The sequence below is a fragment of the Lysobacter capsici genome (genome assembly GCF_014779555.2).
Lineage (GTDB): Bacteria > Pseudomonadota > Gammaproteobacteria > Xanthomonadales > Xanthomonadaceae > Lysobacter > Lysobacter capsici.
In genome coordinates this window covers 4,082,073-4,100,470 of the sequence record NZ_CP094357.1, presented here as the reverse complement: position 1 = coordinate 4,100,470, position 18,398 = coordinate 4,082,073, and the positions used below count along the sequence as shown (strand labels likewise).

The 18,398-nt window shown below is 67.8% G+C and carries 13 protein-coding genes and 1 riboswitch; of the genes, 8 read left to right on the top strand and 5 right to left on the bottom strand.

The annotated features are described in order from the left end of the window. Nucleotides 1-14: 14 nt before the first annotated feature. The 3 genes from IEQ11_RS16690 to gcvP form a co-directional block, all read right to left on the bottom strand. Nucleotides 15-1,199: a hypothetical protein gene (locus IEQ11_RS16690; protein ID WP_057922140.1), complete on the bottom strand. Its 1,185-nt coding sequence runs from the start codon at nt 1,197-1,199 to the stop codon at nt 15-17. Nucleotides 1,200-1,340: 141 nt separating this feature from the next. After that, the gene (locus tag IEQ11_RS16685) at nt 1,341-1,634 is read right to left on the bottom strand and encodes a hypothetical protein (protein ID WP_191822095.1); all 294 of its coding nucleotides are present in this window, start codon (nt 1,632-1,634) and stop codon (nt 1,341-1,343) included. Between the two features lie 989 nt (nt 1,635-2,623). After that, nucleotides 2,624-5,485, bottom strand: a complete 2,862-nt coding sequence (gene gcvP / locus IEQ11_RS16680; protein ID WP_191822096.1) for an aminomethyl-transferring glycine dehydrogenase — start codon at nt 5,483-5,485, stop codon at nt 2,624-2,626. 215 nt (nt 5,486-5,700) lie between these two features. Then, nucleotides 5,701-5,797, bottom strand: a riboswitch (glycine riboswitch). Between the two features lie 619 nt (nt 5,798-6,416). On the opposite strand from gcvP, the gene IEQ11_RS16675 reads away from it, so the two are divergent. Continuing rightward, nucleotides 6,417-6,872, top strand: coding sequence for a VOC family protein (locus IEQ11_RS16675; RefSeq protein ID WP_191822097.1), 456 nt, complete (start codon nt 6,417-6,419; stop codon nt 6,870-6,872). After that, on the top strand, nt 6,872-8,131 hold the full coding sequence (locus IEQ11_RS16670) for a multidrug effflux MFS transporter (protein WP_191822098.1): 1,260 nt from the start codon (nt 6,872-6,874) through the stop codon (nt 8,129-8,131). Before IEQ11_RS16675 ends, IEQ11_RS16670 begins: the two co-directional genes overlap by 1 nt. A gap of 235 nt (nt 8,132-8,366) precedes the next feature. Here IEQ11_RS16670 and IEQ11_RS16665 read toward each other — a convergent pair whose 3' ends face one another. After that, on the bottom strand, nt 8,367-10,457 hold the full coding sequence (locus IEQ11_RS16665) for a phosphocholine-specific phospholipase C (protein WP_191822099.1): 2,091 nt from the start codon (nt 10,455-10,457) through the stop codon (nt 8,367-8,369). Nucleotides 10,458-10,911: 454 nt separating this feature from the next. Here IEQ11_RS16665 and IEQ11_RS16660 point away from each other — a divergent pair, with 454 nt between their 5' ends. Genes IEQ11_RS16660 through IEQ11_RS16640 form a run of 5 tightly spaced genes read left to right on the top strand, consistent with a single transcriptional unit; the run spans nt 10,912 to nt 15,621 of the window. Next, nucleotides 10,912-11,595, top strand: coding sequence for a vWA domain-containing protein (locus IEQ11_RS16660; RefSeq protein ID WP_046657356.1), 684 nt, complete (start codon nt 10,912-10,914; stop codon nt 11,593-11,595). Between the two features lie 17 nt (nt 11,596-11,612). Continuing rightward, nucleotides 11,613-12,368: a PP2C family serine/threonine-protein phosphatase gene (locus IEQ11_RS16655; RefSeq protein ID WP_191822100.1), complete on the top strand. Its 756-nt coding sequence runs from the start codon at nt 11,613-11,615 to the stop codon at nt 12,366-12,368. Nucleotides 12,369-12,392: 24 nt separating this feature from the next. Continuing rightward, entirely contained in the window at nt 12,393-12,530 is a 138-nt protein-coding gene (locus IEQ11_RS16650) for a hypothetical protein (protein WP_187313237.1), read from the top strand. After that, complete coding sequence (locus tag IEQ11_RS16645; protein ID WP_191822101.1) at nt 12,527-14,017, top strand: DNA-binding protein; 1,491 nt, start codon at nt 12,527-12,529, stop codon at nt 14,015-14,017. Before IEQ11_RS16650 ends, IEQ11_RS16645 begins: the two co-directional genes overlap by 4 nt. Next, the gene (locus IEQ11_RS16640) at nt 14,014-15,621 is read left to right on the top strand and encodes a hypothetical protein (protein ID WP_191822102.1); all 1,608 of its coding nucleotides are present in this window, start codon (nt 14,014-14,016) and stop codon (nt 15,619-15,621) included. The genes IEQ11_RS16645 and IEQ11_RS16640 overlap by 4 nt, the downstream gene beginning before the upstream one ends. 306 nt (nt 15,622-15,927) lie before the next feature. Here the strand turns inward: IEQ11_RS16640 and IEQ11_RS16635 are convergent, their stop codons facing one another. Further along, nucleotides 15,928-17,343: a hypothetical protein gene (locus IEQ11_RS16635; RefSeq protein WP_096415090.1), complete on the bottom strand. Its 1,416-nt coding sequence runs from the start codon at nt 17,341-17,343 to the stop codon at nt 15,928-15,930. Between the two features lie 450 nt (nt 17,344-17,793). Here IEQ11_RS16635 and IEQ11_RS16630 point away from each other — a divergent pair, with 450 nt between their 5' ends. Then, a complete protein-coding gene (locus tag IEQ11_RS16630) occupies nt 17,794-18,180 on the top strand; it encodes a hypothetical protein (protein WP_191822103.1) in 387 nt (128 codons plus the stop codon). Nucleotides 18,181-18,398 lie beyond the last annotated feature (218 nt).

The window sequence follows — 18,398 nt, the reverse complement described above, 5'->3', positions numbered from 1 at the left end:
TGGTCAGGCGTTGCTCAGAACTCTTCGATGACCGAGTGATTGACGAACAGCGGCGGGTTGGAGCCGTTGCCCGACTCGCAGGTCAGGCCGTAATTCACCGGCAGGCTCAGCAGGTTGCGGGTTTCGACCTTGAGCTTCCACAGGCCGTGCGCGCCGTCGTTGCGGGTGCTGCGTTCGCCCAGATAGACCTTCTGGAACGAGCTGACGTTGTTGCCGCCGGCGACGACGTTGCCCTGCGGGTCTTCCAGGCGCATTTCCAGCTGGTTGGCGGCGGTGCCGTTGATCCGGCACTGCACCCAGTCGGGATGCTGCAGGTACAGGCCGAATTGATCCTGGCCGCTGGCCAGGCCGAGCAGGACGCCGAGCGAGCTGTCCAGCGACACGCCGACTTTCTTGGAACGCTGATCGGACGGATCGATTTCCTTGGCGATGCGGAAATCGCCGCCGAAATAGGTGTTGTCCTGCGTGGTGCAGAACGCCACATAGCCCGGGTTGGTGCTGGCGGTGGATTCGGTGAACACCGCCTGGACGTTGGAGTAATCGCCCGCGGCCGCGCCGACCACGTTGAACACGTCGAGGTAGCGGATGGTTTCGTTGGCGCTGAGGTTGCTGACCTGCGGGCTGCCGAGCGGCGCGCCGGCTCCGGTGCGCAGCGACCAGCTCACCGACACCGGCTCGCCTAGCGCGCTGATGAAGCAGTTGCTCTGGTAGCCCGGCGCGGCGGCCTGGCGGCGCAGGCCGGCGACCGCGGAGGTGGTCGCGCCGCCGCTCAGCGAGCCGACCTTGAACGCTTCCACCGAGAAGCCCTGTCCGGCCACCGATTGAACACGGGAATAGCCCGAGATCGCCACGTTGGCCGCGCTTTGTTCCTCAAGCGCCAGCTGACCGTAATTGCTGGTCGCGCTGACCGGAACCGAGCACAGCGTGGCCAGATCGCTGCTCGCCACGGCGCCTGCGGCGACGGTCAGCGTCGAGCACGGACGGGTACCGGCGAACGGCGTGCCCGGCGCGCCGTAATAGGTGACCTTGACGCTGGCGTCGCTGTCGCCGCCGTTGCGTACGAACACGGTGGAGGAATACGACGAGCTGTTGACCACGAGCGGAATCCGCAGCGAGGTGCCGTAACCGTCGCTGGTCTGCGCCAACGCGTTCGAGCAGCACAAGGCCGCCGCCAACAAGCAGTATTTATAGGCTTTCATGATTGGAACCCTCTCGTCCATAAAGGTCACGGGCGATTGCCCATGGGTGGTCGTTCCGAACCGGACGCTAGTGTGGGGTCGCATCCGGGCTGACGCACGGCTGGTCTTCGATGGCTGTCCGCCGCCGAATCTCAAGTCCGATTACTGATCGAGCAACTTCTCGGGGAAGGCCTTGGTGCCGGCGACGACGGCGGCGATATCGGCCGGGCTGATCTGATAGATGCGCGACACCGCCTCGGGTTGTTTGCGCATCTGCGCCAGCAATTCGCGCTTGAGTTGTTCGCGCGCGCCCGGCGACAGGTTCAGGCCCTGGTTGTAGACGATCTCGTGTTGCTTGCCGTCCGGTCCGATGTAGTTGCGAGGCGGTTGCGCCTGCGCGCTCGCGCTGCGCGTGTGTTCGGCCGCCACGGCCGCTGCGCGCATCGTGGTGGTCATGACCGGTGCGGTTTCGGCCGTTGTCGCGGCGGGTTTGGGCGAGTCGGCTGGTGTGGAGACCGTGGCCGGCGTCGACGCGTCGCGCGAGTATGCGGGCGGATCTTTATGCCAGGGTTTCCACGCCAGCGCGATCAGGATAACGGCGGTAACGCAAAGCAATGCCTTGGGAAGGCGCGCGGTTGCGGCCATGAGTTTCCCCCTGTTTTTTACGGTTCTGAAAATAATTTCGCGAAGTCGGACGGAATGGTTTTCGTGTGACTTTCGGTGAGTTCGTGGCACCACTTTTATCGCTTCGCACTCGCCAATAACGTGACAAGCGGCGGCAAAGCGAGGGCGCGATAGCGCGCGTGTGGTTAATGCAACCGCAGACTCATGTGAACTGAGGATTGGGTCGCGCGATGCTTCGGGCTGTGAGATGTTTTGTTTGCACGTTCGACGCGTTCGGATATGTAGCCGTCGTGAAGTTGATTCGAGCTTTTATCGCGTGGCCGATTCGAGCGAATTACTTCGTTGGTTGTTTTTAATGGGCTTGGTACTAACGCATCGCTCGCTTGGAAGATGCGATCGTTATTGATGATCCGAACGCTTGGGAAAAACCGCACGGGGCGGATTGGGTGGCGTTGCGTGCGCAATGCAGTCCGAGCGCGACCTTTGGCTGCGCTGGATAACCTTGTGTCTGCGTCGATCAGCGCGGATCAATCGCTGCACAATCGGGACCCGTTGGACAACCGGGCAGGGCGCCGGGCGCGCAGTTGGTTGGTCGCGAGGGTGACGGCGAACGCATCGCGAGCGCGGTCGAAGATCGGGATGCGTTTTCGCTCGTGGCGAATGGCGATGTGCGACCCGCCGGAGCATCGGCGCCTTGCCGTGGTGCCGCTGTCGTGACGGCGCCGAGGTCGTTGTGCGCGGCAGACCCGACGCAACGCAAAGAAAAAGGGCTTCGCATCCGCGAAGCCCTTTTTCTTACATCGAGGTGGGAACGAAGCCGCTTACGCCTCGGCTTCCTCTTCCCTGTACGCATCGATCGGAATGCACGCGCACATGACGTTCTTGTCGCCGTAGACGTTGTCCACGCGCGACACCGGCGGCCAGTACTTCTGCAGCTTCAGCGACGGCAGCGGGAACGCGGCCAGTTCGCGTGGGTAGGCGTGGGTCCATTCGCTCGCGGTGACTTGCGTCGCCGTATGCGGGGCGTGCTTGAGCGGGTTGTCCTCGCGGTCCAGACGGCCGTCCTCGACCGCGCGGATTTCGTCGCGGATCTGGATCATCGCGTCGATGAAGCGATCCAGTTCGTGCTGCGATTCGCTCTCGGTCGGTTCGACCATCAAGGTGCCGGCGACCGGGAAGCTCAGGGTCGGGGCGTGGAAGCCGAAGTCGATCAGGCGCTTGGCCACGTCCTCGGCGCTGATGCCGGTGGCGTCCTTGAGCGGGCGCAGGTCGAGAATGCACTCGTGCGCGACCAGGCCGTTGCGGCCGGTGTACAGCGTTTCGTAATGCGGTTCCAGGCGCTTGGCGATGTAGTTGGCGTTGAGCAGCGCCACTTGCGTGGCCTTGCGCAGGCCCTGGGTGCCCATCAGGGTGATGTACATCCACGAGATCGGCAGGATGCTCGCCGAGCCGAAGCTCGCCGCGCTGACCATGCCGACCACGCCTTCGCCGTCGACGGTCTTCGGCAGGAACGGCGCGAGGTGCGACTTGACCGCGCACGGGCCGACACCCGGGCCGCCGCCGCCGTGCGGAATGCAGAAGGTCTTGTGCAGGTTGAGGTGCGACACGTCCGAGCCCCACTTGCCGGGCTTGGCCACGCCGACCAGGGCGTTCATGTTGGCGCCGTCGGTGTACACCTGGCCGCCGTGCTGGTGGATGATCTCGCAGATCTCGACCACTTCCTCCTCGAACACGCCGTGCGTGGACGGGTAGGTCATCATGATCGCGGCCAGGCGGCTGCTGTACTTCTCGGCGTTGCGGCGGATGTCGTCGACATCGACGTTGCCGTTGCTGTCGGTCTTGGTAACGACCACGGTCATGCCGCACATCTGCGCCGAGGCCGGGTTGGTGCCGTGGGCCGAGTCGGGAATCAGGCAGATGTCGCGATGGCCTTCGCCGCGCGAGCGGTGATAGGCGCGGATCGCGAGCAGGCCGGCGTACTCGCCCTGCGCGCCGGAGTTCGGCTGCAGGCTGACCGCGTCGTAGCCGGTGCATTCGACCAGCATCGCTTCGAGTTCTTCGATCAGCTGCTTGTAGCCGGTGGTCTGTTCGGCCGGGGCGAGCGGATGGATGTTGCCGAACTCGGGCCAGGTCACCGGGATCATCTCGGCGGTGGCGTTGAGCTTCATCGTGCAGCTGCCCAGCGGGATCATGGTGCGATCCATCGCCAGATCCTTGTCGGCCAGCGAGCGCATGTAGCGCAGCAGCTCGTGTTCGCTGTGATGAGTGTTGAACACCGGGTGTTGCAGGAACGCGGACTTGCGCACCAGCGAAGCCGGGATCGCGTCGGCGGTGGACGCGTCGAGCGCATCGATGTCGAGGCTGGCGCCGAACAGGCCGGCCAGCGCGCTCAGATCGTCGCGGGCGACGGTTTCGTCCAGGCTCAGGCCCAGGCTGGCGGCGTCGATCGGACGCAGGTTGATGCCGGCGGCGCGCGCCTTGGCGTGGATCGCATTGGCATCGACGCCGCTGATGTGCAGGGTGTCGAAGAAGCCGTCGGCGACGGTGACGCCGGCCTTGCGCAGCGCGGCGGCGAGGATCGCGGCCTGGCGATGCACGCGGCGGGCGATGCGGGTCAGGCCGTCGGGGCCGTGATAGACCGCGTACATGCTGGCCATGACCGCGAGCAGCACCTGCGCGGTGCAGATGTTCGACGTCGCCTTCTCGCGGCGGATGTGCTGCTCGCGGGTCTGCAGGGTCAGGCGGTAGGCGGGCTTGCCGTCGGTGTCGACCGACACGCCGATCAGACGGCCCGGCATCGAACGCTTGAACGCATCGCGGCAGGCCATGAAGCCGGCGTGCGGGCCGCCGAAGCCGAACGGCACGCCGAAGCGCTGGGTGTTGCCGACGACGATGTCGGCGCCGAATTCTCCCGGCGCCTTGAGCAGGGTCAGCGCGAGCAGGTCGCTGGCGATCGCGACGATGCCGCCGCGCGCGTGCACCGCGTCGGACACGGCCTGGTAATCGTGGACGCCGCCGAAGGTGTCGGGGTATTGCAGCAGCGCGCCGAACGCGTCGACGGTCAGCGCTTCGGAGTCGTCGGCGATGTGCAGCTTGATCTCGAGCGGCTCGGCGCGGGTGCGCAGCACTTCGAGCGTCTGCGGGTGGATGTTATTCGAAACGAAGAAAGTATCGGACTTGGACTTGGCCGAACGCTTGGCCAGGGTCATCGCCTCGGCGGCGGCGGTGCCTTCGTCGAGCAGGGACGCGTTGGCGATCTCCATTCCGGTCAGGTCGGCGACCATGGTCTGGAAGTTGATCAGCGCTTCCATGCGGCCCTGCGAGATTTCCGCCTGGTACGGCGTGTACGCCGTGTACCACGCCGGGTTCTCCAGGATGTTGCGCAGGATGACGTTGGGGGTGTGGGTGCCGTAGTAGCCGCGGCCGATGAAGCTGCGGAAGACCTTGTTTTGGGTGGCGATGGCGCGGATCTTGGCCAGCGCCTCGACTTCGCTGATCGCGCTCGGCAGGGCCAACGGCTGGGTCGACTTGATCGAGCCGGGCACGATCGCATCGGTCAGCGCTTCGAGCGAGTCGTAGCCGACCTTGCCCAGCATGTGGCCGATTTCGGCGTCGTTGGGGCCGATATGGCGCTCGATGAAGGCGTCGTGGTGCTCGAGGTCGCGCAGGGATACGTTCGTCATGGGCAGGGGGCGTCCGTAGGCAGCGTGCGGTGCCGCACGCGAGGCGCCCCTCTGTCCTTTTGCCTGAGAGTTTGGAAGCGCCGCCGCGGTCAGGCTGCGGTGTGACGGCTGGGGAGGGATGGCCGTTGGGGGCCGCTCCGTTCCGCGCTGGCTTCGTGCCCCTTCGGCGCCGGTTCCGCCCGCTGGATCGCGGGTGGTCGGTCTCTCCAGAGTTTGTACACACGGCGGTATGGGGCCTGAGCGATTACGGGCGTTGCGCCTTCGGCAGCGGTCCAGGCTTGAGGGCCGGGCCGCTTCTCCCACCGGGTGTTTCAAGCCGGGGATTATAGCCGGGGATGGGGTCTGGGGGCAGGGGCTGGGGCGGGTTCAGGGTTGGGCCGGTCGGGTGAGGTTGGGGTGGGTTCGGGCCGGGAATGCCGCCATGACGGGCGCGGGACACGGAAGCCGTGGCACGAGTCCTTCGACAGGTGCGAATCTTTCAGTTCGTCATTCCCGCGAAGGCGGGCTGCGCTTTACTTCGGCGCAGCCGAACATCCAGAGACTTCAGCGTCATCTTTCACGATCGTCATTCCCGCGAACGCGGGAATCCAGTGACTTCAGGTGTTCTCGCACGAAAGGCACTGGATGTTCGGCTGCGCCGAAGTAAAGCAGAGCCCGCCTTCGCGGGAATGACGATAGGAGAGATGGCCGCGGTATGAGTAACGACAGCAAGGCGACGATGCCGAAAAAATCCCGATGAGCGACGGGCAAGACGGCGCGACGGAGCAGCGGCAGGAGCGATCAACAAGGTGTCAGAGCCAAAGAAGCTCAAGCCCCTCGCACCGCCACCGCACCCACCACCCTCAATCGACAAATCAAAACAACTTCCCACCCGATCGCGCGCCCGCGCGGTTGTATGCTGTGAAGTCTCCCCCAAGCCCCCGACGCCGACATGAGCGCGCCACCGTTTCAGCTGATGCAACTCGATCACGTGGTGCTGCGCGTGCGCGACACCGCGGCGATGATCGCCTTCTATTGCGACGTGCTCGGCTGCACGATCGAGCGCCGCCAGGACCCGATCGGGCTGGTGCAGTTGCGCGCCGGCGCTTCGCTGATCGATCTGGTCGACGTGGACGGCAAGATCGGCCGCATGGGCGGCGCCGCGCCGGGCGAGGAGGGCCGCAACATGGATCACCTGTGCCTGCGCGCCGAGCCCTTCGACCGCGCGGCGATCGTGGCCCATCTGGACGCGCACGGCGTGCGCATCGGCGATTTCGGTTCGCGCTACGGCGCCGAGGGCGAAGGCCCCTCGCAATATCTGTTCGACCCGGAAGGCAATCTGGTCGAACTCAAGGGCCCGCCGGACGAAGTGCCGATCGATACACAGGCCTCGGGCGCGGCCACCTGATGAACGCTTCCGTCAAGGTGCCGTTGTCGATCCGTCGCCTGGCCTTGCTGCTGGGCGGCCTGGCGATGTTCGGGCCGTTCTCGATCGACACCATCTTCCCGGCGTTTCCGGCGATGGGCGCCGAACTGGGCGCGGACAAGCTGCAGATGCAGCAGACCATCAGCGTGTATCTGGTCGCGTATGCGTTGATGAGCATCGTGCATGGGCCGCTGTCGGATGCGATCGGGCGGCGGCGGGTGATCATTGGCGGGTTGGCGGTGTTTACCTTGGCTTCGGTGGCTTGTGCGTTGTCCACGGATCTGCCTACTTTGCTTTTCTTTCGCGCGGTACAAGGGCTTTCGGCGGGGGTTGGCCTGATCGTCGGCCGCGCGGTGATCCGCGACGTGCTGCACGGCGACGACGCGCAGCGGCTGATGAGCCAGGTGATGATGATCTTCGGCATCGCCCCGGCGATCGCGCCGATCATCGGCGGCTGGATTCTCGGCTGGGCGCATTGGCCGGCGATCTTCTGGTTCCTGGTCGGGTTCTCGGTGCTGCTGCTGGCGGCGGTGATCGTGCTGTTGCCGGAAACCCATCCGCCGCAGGCGCGGCTGGCGCTCAAGCCCAAGCGGCTGCTGCGCGACTACGTCGCGATCTTCCTCAACCCGCGCTTCCAGCGGTTGACCGCGGCCGGTGCGTTCAACTTCGGCGCGCTGTTTCTGTATATCGCCTCGGCGCCGGCGTTCGTGCTCGACATCCTCAAGCTCAATGAGCGCCAGTTCGCCTGGTTCTTCGTGCCGACCATCGGCGGCATGGTGCTGGGCTCGTTCGTGTCCGGTCGCGCCGCCGGCAAGATCGGCGGCGATCGTCTGGTCAATATCGGCTTCGGTTTCTGCGCGCTCGCGCTGGCGATCAACCTGGGCTACAACCTGTGGACCTCGCAGCCGCAGGTGCCGTGGGCGATTATCCCGATGTGCATCGGCGCGTTCGGCATCGCCCTGGTGTTCCCGATCGTGACCTTGTCGATCCTCGACATGTACCCGCATCAGCGCGGCTCGGCTTCGTCGCTGCAGGCGTTCTCGGGGTTGGTGGTCAATGCGCTGCTGGCCGGGGTGATCTCGCCCTGGCTCAGCGACAGCGCCGTGCATCTGGCGATCGCCGCGTCGGTGTTGACCGCGGTGGCGTGGGGGTTCTGGCGTTGGGAGGCCTTTGTTTCGAAGGCCGCGTGCGCGCGGATGCCGGAAGACGCGGTGATCGTGGAGCCGCAGGATTCGATGTGATTGGCGGCGTGGCGGCTTGGGCCGTTTGCGCGAATTCGAGGTAGCGGCGTAGTTGTGTTTTCGCGGTCGCGGCTTGCGCCGCTCCTACAGGGGGTGGCCGATGCATGCGTATCGGCAGATAACTGACTGCTTTGTGTAGGAGCGGCGCGAGCCGCGACCGCGCAACGTCAATGACGACGCATGCAAGAGGTCGCGGCCGTCGCCGCGACCAACGCCATTCCTGCGCCACGGACGCCTAGATCAACCCCGGATCGGTAATGCCATGCTCGCCGGTTTCCATGCGCCCGGCCAGGCGACGGTAGTACTCCGGGTCGTTCGCGTCGGTCAGCACGAAGTCGTACCACTGCTGGCTTTCGTCGAGCTTGATCGGGCGGTAATGCACCGCGGCCGGGCCCAGGCGCTCCAGGCGCGGTTCGTACAGGCCGTATTGGTCGGCGAGGTTCAGGCGCAGCGGTTTGAGCGCGGGGTTGCGCAAGGCCAGGATCAGCTTGCGCCGACGCAGGCGCAGGTCGGGCACGGTGGTCACGGTCGGGTTGGCGCCGCCGAACGAGCCGCGGAATTCGCGGAAGAAGCCGTTCGGCGCGAACACCTGCAATGCGTAGGCGCGGGCGCCGTCGCGCTGCAAGGTCCAGTCGCCGTGCAGCGTCTTGCCCGGTTCGACCGTGTAGCGGCGCGGGATCGCGGTGGGCGCGAGCAGGTCGTAGACATGGAACACCGCGGCGACGCGGCCGGTGTTGCTCAAGCTCAGGCGCAGCCGCCGCGTTTCGCGATCGAAGCGTTCGCCGACCTGCAGGTCGTAGGGCAGGGCCCGCGACGGTTTGATGCCGGGTTGCTGCCGCGGCGCGCTCGCGACCGCGGGCGGTTTCGGCGCGGGCAGGCGGCTTTGTTCGGCGACGATGCGGTCGGCGTCGCCGATTTCCGGCAGCGACGGGATCGGTTCGTGATTGGGATCGTGGAAGTTGAACGCGGTGGTCAGGTCGCCGCACACCGCGCGTCGCCACGCGCTGATGTTGGGCTCGGCCACGCCGAAACGTTTTTCCAGGAAACGGATCACCGAGGTGTGGTCGAACACCTGCGAATTGATCCAGCCGCCGCGGCTCCACGGCGAGATCACGTACATCGGCACGCGCGGGCCCAGGCCGTAGGGGCGGTCGTAATAGATCGCCGGGTCGCTGGAGGTGCCGTGCGAGGGGCCGCTGCGCGCGATGTGGTGTTCGCCGCGCAGGTCCACGGTCGAACCGCCGATCAGCCGGTGCTCGGCGTCGAACGACGGCGGCGCCGGCGGCGGCATGTGATCGAAGAAACCGTCGTTCTCGTCGAAGTTGACGATCAGCACCGTGCGCGCCCACACCTCGGGATCGGCGGTGAGCGCTTCGAGCACGCGCGCGGTGTAGTCCGCGCCCCAGATCGGCGCCGACGGGCCGGGATGTTCGGAGTACTTGGCCGGCGCGACCAGCCACGACACCTGCGGCAACTGGCCGCTGCGCACGTCGCTGGCGAGATCGTCCAGGGTCCAGGTTTTCAGCGCTTTTTCGGCCAGCGCCGAGCCCGGCGCGGCGGCGCGGAACTGGCGGAACCCTTCCAGCGGGTTGTCGGAGAAGTTGTCGTCCATGTCCTGGTACAGCTTCCAGCTCACCCCGGCCTGTTCCAGGCGTTCGGGGTAGGTGGTCCAGAAATAGCCTTCGCTGGCCGGGCCGGAATCGTCGAAGGTGTTGACGATCGCCGGGCCGCCGCGGTCGGCGGCCGGGTTGTTGGTGCCGGTCCACAGGAACAGGCGATTGGGATTGGTGCCGGTGAGCTGCGAGCAGTGATACGCATCGCACAGGGTGAAGGCATTGGCGAGCGCGTACTGGAACGGGATGTCGGCTTCGCGGTAGTGGCCGAGCGAGCGCTCGGTCTTGGCCGGCAGCCACTTGTCCATCAAGCCCTGATTCCACGCCGCCTGCGCGTCGGGCCAGGTGTGCGGGGTGCCGCCGATGCGCTGCGCGCTCGTGGTCTTGGTGTCGATGTGGTACGGCTGGATTTCGCGACCTTGCGCGGTGGTCTGCCGCCACACCGGCTTGCCGCTGGGCAGCGGAATCGGGAAGCGGTCGCCGAATCCGCGCACGCCGCGCATCGCGCCGAAGTAATGGTCGAACGAGCGGTTCTCCTGCATCAGGATGACCACGTGCTTGACGTCGTGGATGGTGCCGCTGACGCGCGCGGCGGGGATCGCGAGCGCTTTCTGGATCGCGGGCGGGAACAGGTTGAGGGCCAGGCCGGCGGCGGTGGCGCCGGCGGCGCCGCGCAGGAAGCTGCGGCGATGGGAATCGTGCGAGTCGGTCATGACAATCCGGGCATAAATCCGCTCGAAAGCGGGAGGCTGGGGGAGCGGCGGGCGACCGCCATCGCAGGGTGCTGGGCGCAGATGGCAGTGCGGTTACCGCATGCGGACCGGTGCGCGGACTTGTGCGCGCCTGCGCAGTGCGCTGCGATGGCGGTCGCGGCTGCGCGGCGGTACGCGGCCGGCGGCGGGACGCGACCTGCGGCGGCGAGATGAATCGGCGTTCGCTGGTCCGTGCGTATCCGGGCGTCCGCCATGCCGTGCGCGCGGCGGCCCACCGGCGTGACGGCAACTGCGACCGCGTGGGCGCGAGCGGCCGCGAACCCGCGCGCAACGTCGTCGAAACCCGCCGCATCGCATCCGTCCGCGGGCCGGCCGACAGCGGCAACCGCCGCGCTGTGCCCGCCGTGGCCGCTGTGGCTATACTGCCGAATCGATCCCTTCGCAAAGGAATGCCATGAATCAGCCCGTGATCCCCGACGTCGCCCTGGTCGACAACACCGAACAGCGCACGCCGCTGGTGCTGGTGCTGGACTGCTCGGGCAGCATGATGGGCCCGCCGGTGCAGCAGTTGAACGAAGGGCTCAAGCTGCTGGAGACCGAACTCAAGAGCGACGTGATCGCGGCCAAGCGGGTGCGCGTGCTGGTGGTGCGTTACGGCGGTTTCGATCACGCCGAAGTGGTCGGCGACTGGTGCGACGCGATGGATTTCACAGCGCCCGTGCTGGAGGCCGACGGCACCACGCCGACCGGCCGCGCGATCGACCTGGCCCTGACCGAGGTCGAGAACGAAAAGCAGCGCTTCAAGGCCGCCGGCATCGCCTACACCCGGCCGTGGCTGTTCCTGATGTCCGACGGCGTGCCGACCGATACCTGGGAAGCCTCGGCCAAGCGCGCGCGCGAAGCCGAGCAGGCCAACAAGGTCGCGATCTTTCCGATCGCGGTCGGCGATGGTTCGCAGGTCGGCGTCATGGGCCAGTTCAGCGGCAAGGGCGAGGGCGGGGTCAAGCGCCTGCAAGGGCTGCAGTTCCGCGAATTGTTCCTGTGGCTCAGCGCGAGCATGCAGGTGGTGTCGCAGTCGCGTCCGGGCGGACAGGCGCAACTGCCGTCGACCGACACCTGGTCCTCGGTGCCGACCTGAGCGGCGGGGCGCAGGCCATGGCTTGGCGCATTTACGCCGCATCGGCGACCGGAACCTCGCACGTCGGTAAAGGCATTCCCTGCCAGGACGCGTTCGCGTTCGAGGCGGACGGCGAGCGTCTGGTCGCGGTGGTGTGCGACGGCGCCGGCTCGGCGTCGCGCAGCGATCAAGGCTCGCGCGTGGTCGCCGATACGGTCACGCGCGTGCTCGGCGAACGGCTGCGCGGCGATTGCGCCGTGCTGGACGATGAAGACGCGTTCGAGGCGAGCGCGAGCGAAGCGATTCAGACCGCGCGCGCGGCCCTGATCGAGCTCGCCGACGCGGACAAGGCTTCGCTGTCGAGTTATGCCGCGACCCTGGTCGGTTTCGCCGGCGACGCGCAGCGCGGCTGGTTCTTCCATATCGGCGACGGCATCGGCGTGGCCGAAGCGGAGTCGGCGGACGCGCCGGGCGTGGTGTCGGCGCCGGAAAACGGCGAGTACTCCAACGAAACCTATTTCGTCACCGGCGACGCCTGGCGCCAGCACCTGCGCGTGCTCGCGGTGACCGCGCCGACCGCGCGGCTGGCGCTGATGTCCGACGGCGCGATGCCGTTCGCGATGGACAAGGGCAATACCGGCCTGTTCAAGCCCTTCATCGAACCGGTCGCGCGCTATCTGGCCTCGGTCGGCGAAGACGACGGCAGCCGCGCGCTGCTGGGCACGCTCGACGACCCGCGCACGCACGGCATCACCTCCGACGACAAGACCCTGCTGATCGCGTTGCGGGGCTGAGTCCGACGTCATGAGCACGTTGCCATGAGCCCCGACGCCATGCGTTCCCAGGTCGTCAGCGGCGCGGCTGGGGTCGATGCCGTCGCGGTCGATATCGCGATGGCCGCGTGGCAGTCGCATGCGCAGCGAACCCACCCGCAACACACGGGCCCGCGCTCATGAGCTTGGTCAGCGGCCAGACCATCCTGATTGGCTCGCGCCGTTCGCGCCTGGGCAAGCTGATCAAGAGCGGCGGCGCCGGCAGCGTCTACCTGCTGCCGGACGATGCCAACGCGGTGGCGAAGATCTACCACGCGCGGGTCGATCCGCCGAGCTACACCGATCGCATCGAAGCCATGCTCGACCTGCGTCCGCATTTGCCCGACCAGATCGAAGGCGGCAAGCGCTACGTACAGATCGCCTGGCCCGATGCGGTGGTGCGCGACGAGCGCGGCAAGTTCGCCGGCTTCACCATGCCGGCGCTGGACGTGGATTCCACCTCCGAACTCGAACAGGTGCTGCAGGAACGCCAGGCGCGCGCGGCCGGCTTGCCGGTCGGGCTGGGCCACAAGATCACCCTCGCGGCCAATCTCGCCGCGGTGCTCGCGGCGCTGCATCAGCAGCATCACTGCGTGGTCGATCTCAAGCCGGTCAACCTGCGTTTTTATCGCGCGTCGTTGTACATCGCGCTGCTCGACTGCGACGGTTTCAGCATCCAGGGCCGCGGCCGGCGCTATTCGGCGCCGCAGTACACGCCCGATTACCTGGCGCCGGAGTATCAGGCGCACAAGCTCGACGAAGCCGGCGAGGAAACCCAGGACCGCTTCGCTCTGGCGGTGGTGATCTTCCAGTTGCTGAACTTCGGCATCCATCCCTACAGCGGCAAGCCGTCGTCGGATCGGGTGCCGACCGATATCCCCGGACGCATCCGCGAACGCTGCTACGCCTACGGGCTGCGAGCGAACCGGATCATGGCGCCCAGTCCGGTCAGCGCGCACGCGAGCATGCCGCGGGAACTGCGCGGCCTGTTCGATCGCGCGTTCGGCGACACGCCGTCTGCGCGGCCGCCGTCGTCGGAATGGCGCGATGCCTTGCGCGCGTATGCGCAGCCGTCGAGCGGGCGGCTCGTGGTGTGCGGGCGCAATCGCGAGCATCAGCATTACGCCGGTCAGCCCTGCGCCTCGTGCATCCGCCTGGACCTGCTCAGCAAGACCGCGCGCAAGGCCAAGCCGCGTCCGGCCACTCAACCGCAGGATCTGCCGCGCGGCTGGGCCGCGGTGATGCGCACGCCGGTGGCGACGCCGCAACCGCGGCCGCGCCCGCAACCCGCGCCGCGTCGTTTCGGCGCGCGGCCGCCGCTGCCTTCATCGATGCCGCCTTCGTTGCTGCAGCAGCAAATGCCGTCGTCGGCTTCGACCACGCGGGGCTACCGACTTCAAACCTCCCGGTTGGTCGCGACCGCGCGCGCGGCGATGATCCTGGTGGTGCCGCTGGTCTTCGCCGCGCTGTCGTATCTGCTGCAGGGCTATTACGCCAGCCTGCGCGGCGCGGCGACCTCGCCGCTGGACAGCTGGATGAACCAGATCCTGCTGACCCTGATGGGCATCGGCTTCGTGGTGTTCTGCTACCTGTTCCTGGTGGTGCTGCCGCGGATGATCAAGAACCGATGAGCTGGCAGGGCCGCCCTCCGCGCTGGCATCCGCTGCGTTCGCCGCCGACCCGCTTCGCCTTGGTCAAGGTGGTGGTGCTGCTGTTCTTCGTGGTGATCTTCCTGGCGCCGCTGACCGGTTGGCTGATGTCGATGCCGATGTGGCTGATGGATTTCATCGGCTATCTGGTCTCGTCCTCGCGGCACAGCCCGAGCGAACGCTGGTTCCGCGGCGCGCTGGCCGTCGGCGGCGCGGTCTGCACGATCGCGGTGCTGTGGCGCGCGCGCGAGGACGGCGACGACGATCTGACCAAGCGCGCGGTGATCGCCGCGACCATTCTGGCGGTGTATCTGGCGGCGACCTATCCGGCGTCGCGCGGCTCGCCGTCGCCGCGCGCCGAACGCGCCGCGCCCGGCCGCGCGCAAGCCGCGCCGTCGCCATCGCGCGCGAGCCGCGCGCCGGACGCGCCGAAGACCGCGCCGGCGAAGTGGGGCCCGCCGCCACCGCCGCTGCGGCCGGCCGACTACGACGCGCTGGCCGAGCGCCTGGTGTACGGCGCGGCGCGCAGCGCGGCCGGCGGCGATCCGTTCTTTCGCCAGCAACTGGCGATGCTCGGCGAGCTGCGCAAGGAGCGCGCGCCGGCCGACGCCGACGGCGCGCGCTACGAAACCGCGATGCAGCGTTACCGGCGCAGCGCCGAAGCGGCCGTCGCGATGCGGCCGGTGGGCGAAAAGGTTCCGGCCGAAAATTATCTGCAGGCCGCGCGCAGCGCCGATCCGAATTCGGCGATGGCCGCGCGCGAGCTCGGCGCATGGCGCCTGCGCGCCTACATGCGCCAGGTCCAGGGCGATGCCGACGGCGATCCGGCGCAGGTCGACCGTCTGCGCGAGGCCAGTACCGCGGCACGGGCGATGTTCGTCGATGCCTTGCGCATGAATCCGTCGTTCGACGGTGCCTGGCGCGGACTGGCCTGGAGCTGGCTGTACGACGATCCGGATCTGGCCCTGGGCGCGTTGACCATCGAGGCCGACCAGCAATTCGGCGCGGGCGGTGCCAGGGCCGTGCCCGCGACCATCGACGCGGTCGGCGATGCGGCCGGCGCGGCGGGGCGGTCCCGCTTCGAAGTGTTGCAAGCGCGCGCTCGCGCGGCGGCGATGGACCTGCGCAATCTGTCGGTGCCGGGCGATATCCAGCAGGTCGCGCGGTTGCCGGTGCCGGCGGCCGTCGGGCGGACCATCCGCACGGCCGCGGCGGCGGCGAAGAAGGCCGATGCGAAGCGCGTCGCTTCGCGCGCCAGCGCGGTCGACCGGATCGAATCGGCGTGGCGCATCGGCCTGTTGAAAGTCGCCGGCGCGGCCGACCTGCAGGCGTGGACCGATTCGGCGCGCGCGCAGGCGGCGAGTTTCGCGCCCGATGCCGAGCTGAGGCTGGCGGGCTTGCCGCGTTACCGTGTGGTCAGCAGTTTCAAGTGGCCCAAGGGCATGGCCGAGGCGAGCCCGGCGGTGTTCGTGGTGCCCGACCGGGTCGCGCGGCCCAGCGGCGACCCCGGCAATTCGCTGGTGCTCGACATCGCGCGCGGCGATTGCCTGGGCCGCTATTGCGACGGCGTGATGCGCTTGAATTGAGAGTGCGTCGGTCGAGCCGACTTTGGCCGGGCCTGCTTTCACTGCTCGCGCTTTGTCGAGCGCGCTTGAGCTGAGCGCGCTGCTGATCGGACGTTAGCCGCCCAAGCGGAGCAGCCCCGAGCCACGTCCGCCTGCGCCAACTCCGCTTGAGACGAAGCTGGCGTCAGCCGCGCCCGGCCCGACTTGCGCTGTCGAGCGAACTCCGGCCGATGCGCGTGGAGGTCCCCACTGACGCGCATCGGCCGGACCGCTGGAACGAGGTACGGAACTTCGACTCCTTTCCGAACGCACCACCCGGGCTTCGGTTTACACCGGCCCGTTCGGCAATTCCGACACGGTCGCGCCGATGATCAAAGCGCGCTCGCTGCTGGTGGTGCCGGTGAAGGTCTGGGTCGCCGGGTCGGCCTTCCAGCCGGCGGCGAGGCTGCCGCCTTCGGCTTCGAAGGTGAACGGCCCGATCCGCAGCCCGGTGGCGGCGCGGAACGGGTCGGCGAAACGGCGGAAGGTCGAGGTGGTGGTGCGGATCGCGAACGAGGGCTTGTAGCCCACGCACATGCCGTTCTTGATCAGGCCGAAGAAGCCCTTTTCGCCGAACACCGGCTGGCCGCGCGTTTCCACGGTGTCGCCGCCGAACGGGCTGTAGCCGTGGATGAAGGGGCCGTCGATCATGCCGCGGGCGAATTGCCCGTCGTACCAGCCGCCCGGGCGGATGCCGATGCGGTCGACCGCCTGGAAGTCCAGCGACAGTTCGAGCTTGTTGTCGAATTCGAATTCGTCGATGCGCTCCCAGCGGCCGTTGATGCGCACCTGCCAGAACAACTGGCGGATGCGGCTGCGGCGGCCGGCCCAGGTCTGGCCGAAGTCGTAGGGCGCTTCGCGATTGCTGAAACCCAGGGTGACGCCGCTGGGGCCGTTGCCGGCCTGGACCTTCGCGACCCAGTCCGCCGCTTGCTGTTCGACCTGCCAGTCGTGGACCTTCGGCAGCTTGATCAGGTTGAGGTCGGCGAAGCGGACCTGATGTTGTTCGCTGCTGCAGCGCAGCTGGGCCTGGCCGAGTTCGGCCGATTCGCATTGCGCGACCAGCGCGGCGTAATGGCTCTGGGCCTGATTCATCGCCACTTCGGCGGCGACGATGCGGGTCTGATAGCCGGCGCCGCCGCGGCTGCCGAGCCATTCGGTGAAGCTGGGACGGTTATCGTCGACCTGATTGGCGTAGGCCGAGGCGGCCGAGGTCGTGGCCAGGGTGTAGTGATTGGTCGCCACCACCAGCGCGTCGTCGGCGTCGTGCAGGTGCTGGCGCAGGCTGCGGTACTCGGTCTGGGCCGGGATCACGTTGAGGAATTGCTGGTAGGCCTGGTGCACGGCGTCGCCGCTGGACACGTAGGCGCCGATCGCGCTCCATTGCGGCGCGGTCGAGCAGAAGTCGTACTGGGCCGCGGCGATGAAGCCGGCCTGGGTGCGCGGCCAGTCCCACGGCACCGACGGGTACATCAGCTGGAAGTCGTCGGGCGACAGGCCGATCGAATCGATCAGGGCGCGGTACAGCAGGCCCCAGGGCTTGTCGTCGAAGTCGCTGTTGGCGGCGATGCCGGCGTCGAGGCGGGCGACTTCGAGCAGGCGCCGGTCCTGCGCGCCATGGCGGAATTGCGAGAGCGGACCCACGTCGTCCTGCGAATCGTCGGTGTCGCTGGCGCAGGGGTAGGGATACTCGGAATCGGACATGACGGCACTCCTGACTGCATCGCCGGATCGGCGCGTGGTGCCCGGGCCCCGCGCGCCGGCCGGCGTGTCGGTGTCCGGCCGTGGCACCCGCGGTCCGGATGCCGCGCAGGTTGGCCGTCGTCCCGCGGGCCTGCCTTACGGCAACCTTACGGAGCGGTTTTCCTTTTGCAGTCAATGAGTTGGTATCGGCCTCGTCAGGTTCGCGAGGGCCGGTTCGGGCCTGCGCGGGGCGCCGATTGCGCGCGCGGCTCACCGATTCACTACCCGCGATCACCGCCGGCGGCGGGCGCGATCGGGCCCGGTCGCGGCGGGCGGCGACCGTCAGGTTGCGGTAAGGCGGGGCGGGCGGCGGGGCGCGCAGGGTCGGCCTGCGGCGATCGCCGCAGCGCGAGGCAGGTGCATCGGGACGCCCGGTGCGGTCGCGTCGAATGCACAACCCAGGAGAACGTCATGAACGTCAAGCTCGTGAAGTGGTCGCTGTCCGCCGTGCTGGTCCTCGCCGCCTCGCCGGCCCTGGCGGCCGCGCCGCCGGCCTGCAAGTCGCTGCCCAAGGACGTGGCCAAGATGATCCAGTCGTTCGACAGCTGCGCGCGGACCGAAAACCCGACCGTCGCCTGCGAGAAGCTGAAATTGAACGCGCGGGTCTACGAGAACGACAAGGGCCTGCTGCCGCCGCTCGGCCCGATCGGCCCGAAGTACTGGCGCGCCGCGCCGGCCCTGCTGGGTTCGCCGCAGGGGCTGGTCTATCTGGTCCAGGAGAGCGCCAAGGGCCGGCCGATCACCCAGCGCTATTACACCGGCGACAGCTTCGGCGCGTTCTGCACGATCAAGAAGTAAGCGTTGGCTCGCCCGAGCGGACGCGTTGCGCGTCCGTGTTCGGGGCCACGGGTGGCCCCGGGTGCGTATCCGTGTCGAGGCCCGTGCCGGCGTCGATGCGGATGCGCCCGGTCTTCGTCGTTGTCTTGTCGCGGCCGGGTCGGTATGCCGGCGAGATAGTGCCGGCGGTTGCCGTGTTGCCGCGCTGCGTATCGTTGCGCGAGCTTGTGCAGCTCGGT

Coding starts and splice junctions, on each gene's coding strand:
- IEQ11_RS16645 (WP_191822101.1), top strand. CDS start 12,527: ATGAGCTTGGTCAGCGGCCAGACCATCCTGATTGGCTCGCGCCGTTCG.
- IEQ11_RS16665 (WP_191822099.1), bottom strand. CDS start 10,457: ATGACCGACTCGCACGATTCCCATCGCCGCAGCTTCCTGCGCGGCGCC.
- IEQ11_RS16675 (WP_191822097.1), top strand. CDS start 6,417: ATGAGCGCGCCACCGTTTCAGCTGATGCAACTCGATCACGTGGTGCTG.
- IEQ11_RS16660 (WP_046657356.1), top strand. CDS start 10,912: ATGAATCAGCCCGTGATCCCCGACGTCGCCCTGGTCGACAACACCGAA.
- IEQ11_RS16690 (WP_057922140.1), bottom strand. CDS start 1,199: ATGAAAGCCTATAAATACTGCTTGTTGGCGGCGGCCTTGTGCTGCTCG.
- IEQ11_RS16670 (WP_191822098.1), top strand. CDS start 6,872: ATGAACGCTTCCGTCAAGGTGCCGTTGTCGATCCGTCGCCTGGCCTTG.
- IEQ11_RS16650 (WP_187313237.1), top strand. CDS start 12,393: ATGAGCCCCGACGCCATGCGTTCCCAGGTCGTCAGCGGCGCGGCTGGG.
- IEQ11_RS16685 (WP_191822095.1), bottom strand. CDS start 1,634: ATGACCACCACGATGCGCGCAGCGGCCGTGGCGGCCGAACACACGCGC.
- IEQ11_RS16655 (WP_191822100.1), top strand. CDS start 11,613: ATGGCTTGGCGCATTTACGCCGCATCGGCGACCGGAACCTCGCACGTC.
- IEQ11_RS16640 (WP_191822102.1), top strand. CDS start 14,014: ATGAGCTGGCAGGGCCGCCCTCCGCGCTGGCATCCGCTGCGTTCGCCG.
- IEQ11_RS16635 (WP_096415090.1), bottom strand. CDS start 17,343: ATGTCCGATTCCGAGTATCCCTACCCCTGCGCCAGCGACACCGACGAT.
- gcvP (WP_191822096.1), bottom strand. CDS start 5,485: ATGACGAACGTATCCCTGCGCGACCTCGAGCACCACGACGCCTTCATC.
- IEQ11_RS16630 (WP_191822103.1), top strand. CDS start 17,794: ATGAACGTCAAGCTCGTGAAGTGGTCGCTGTCCGCCGTGCTGGTCCTC.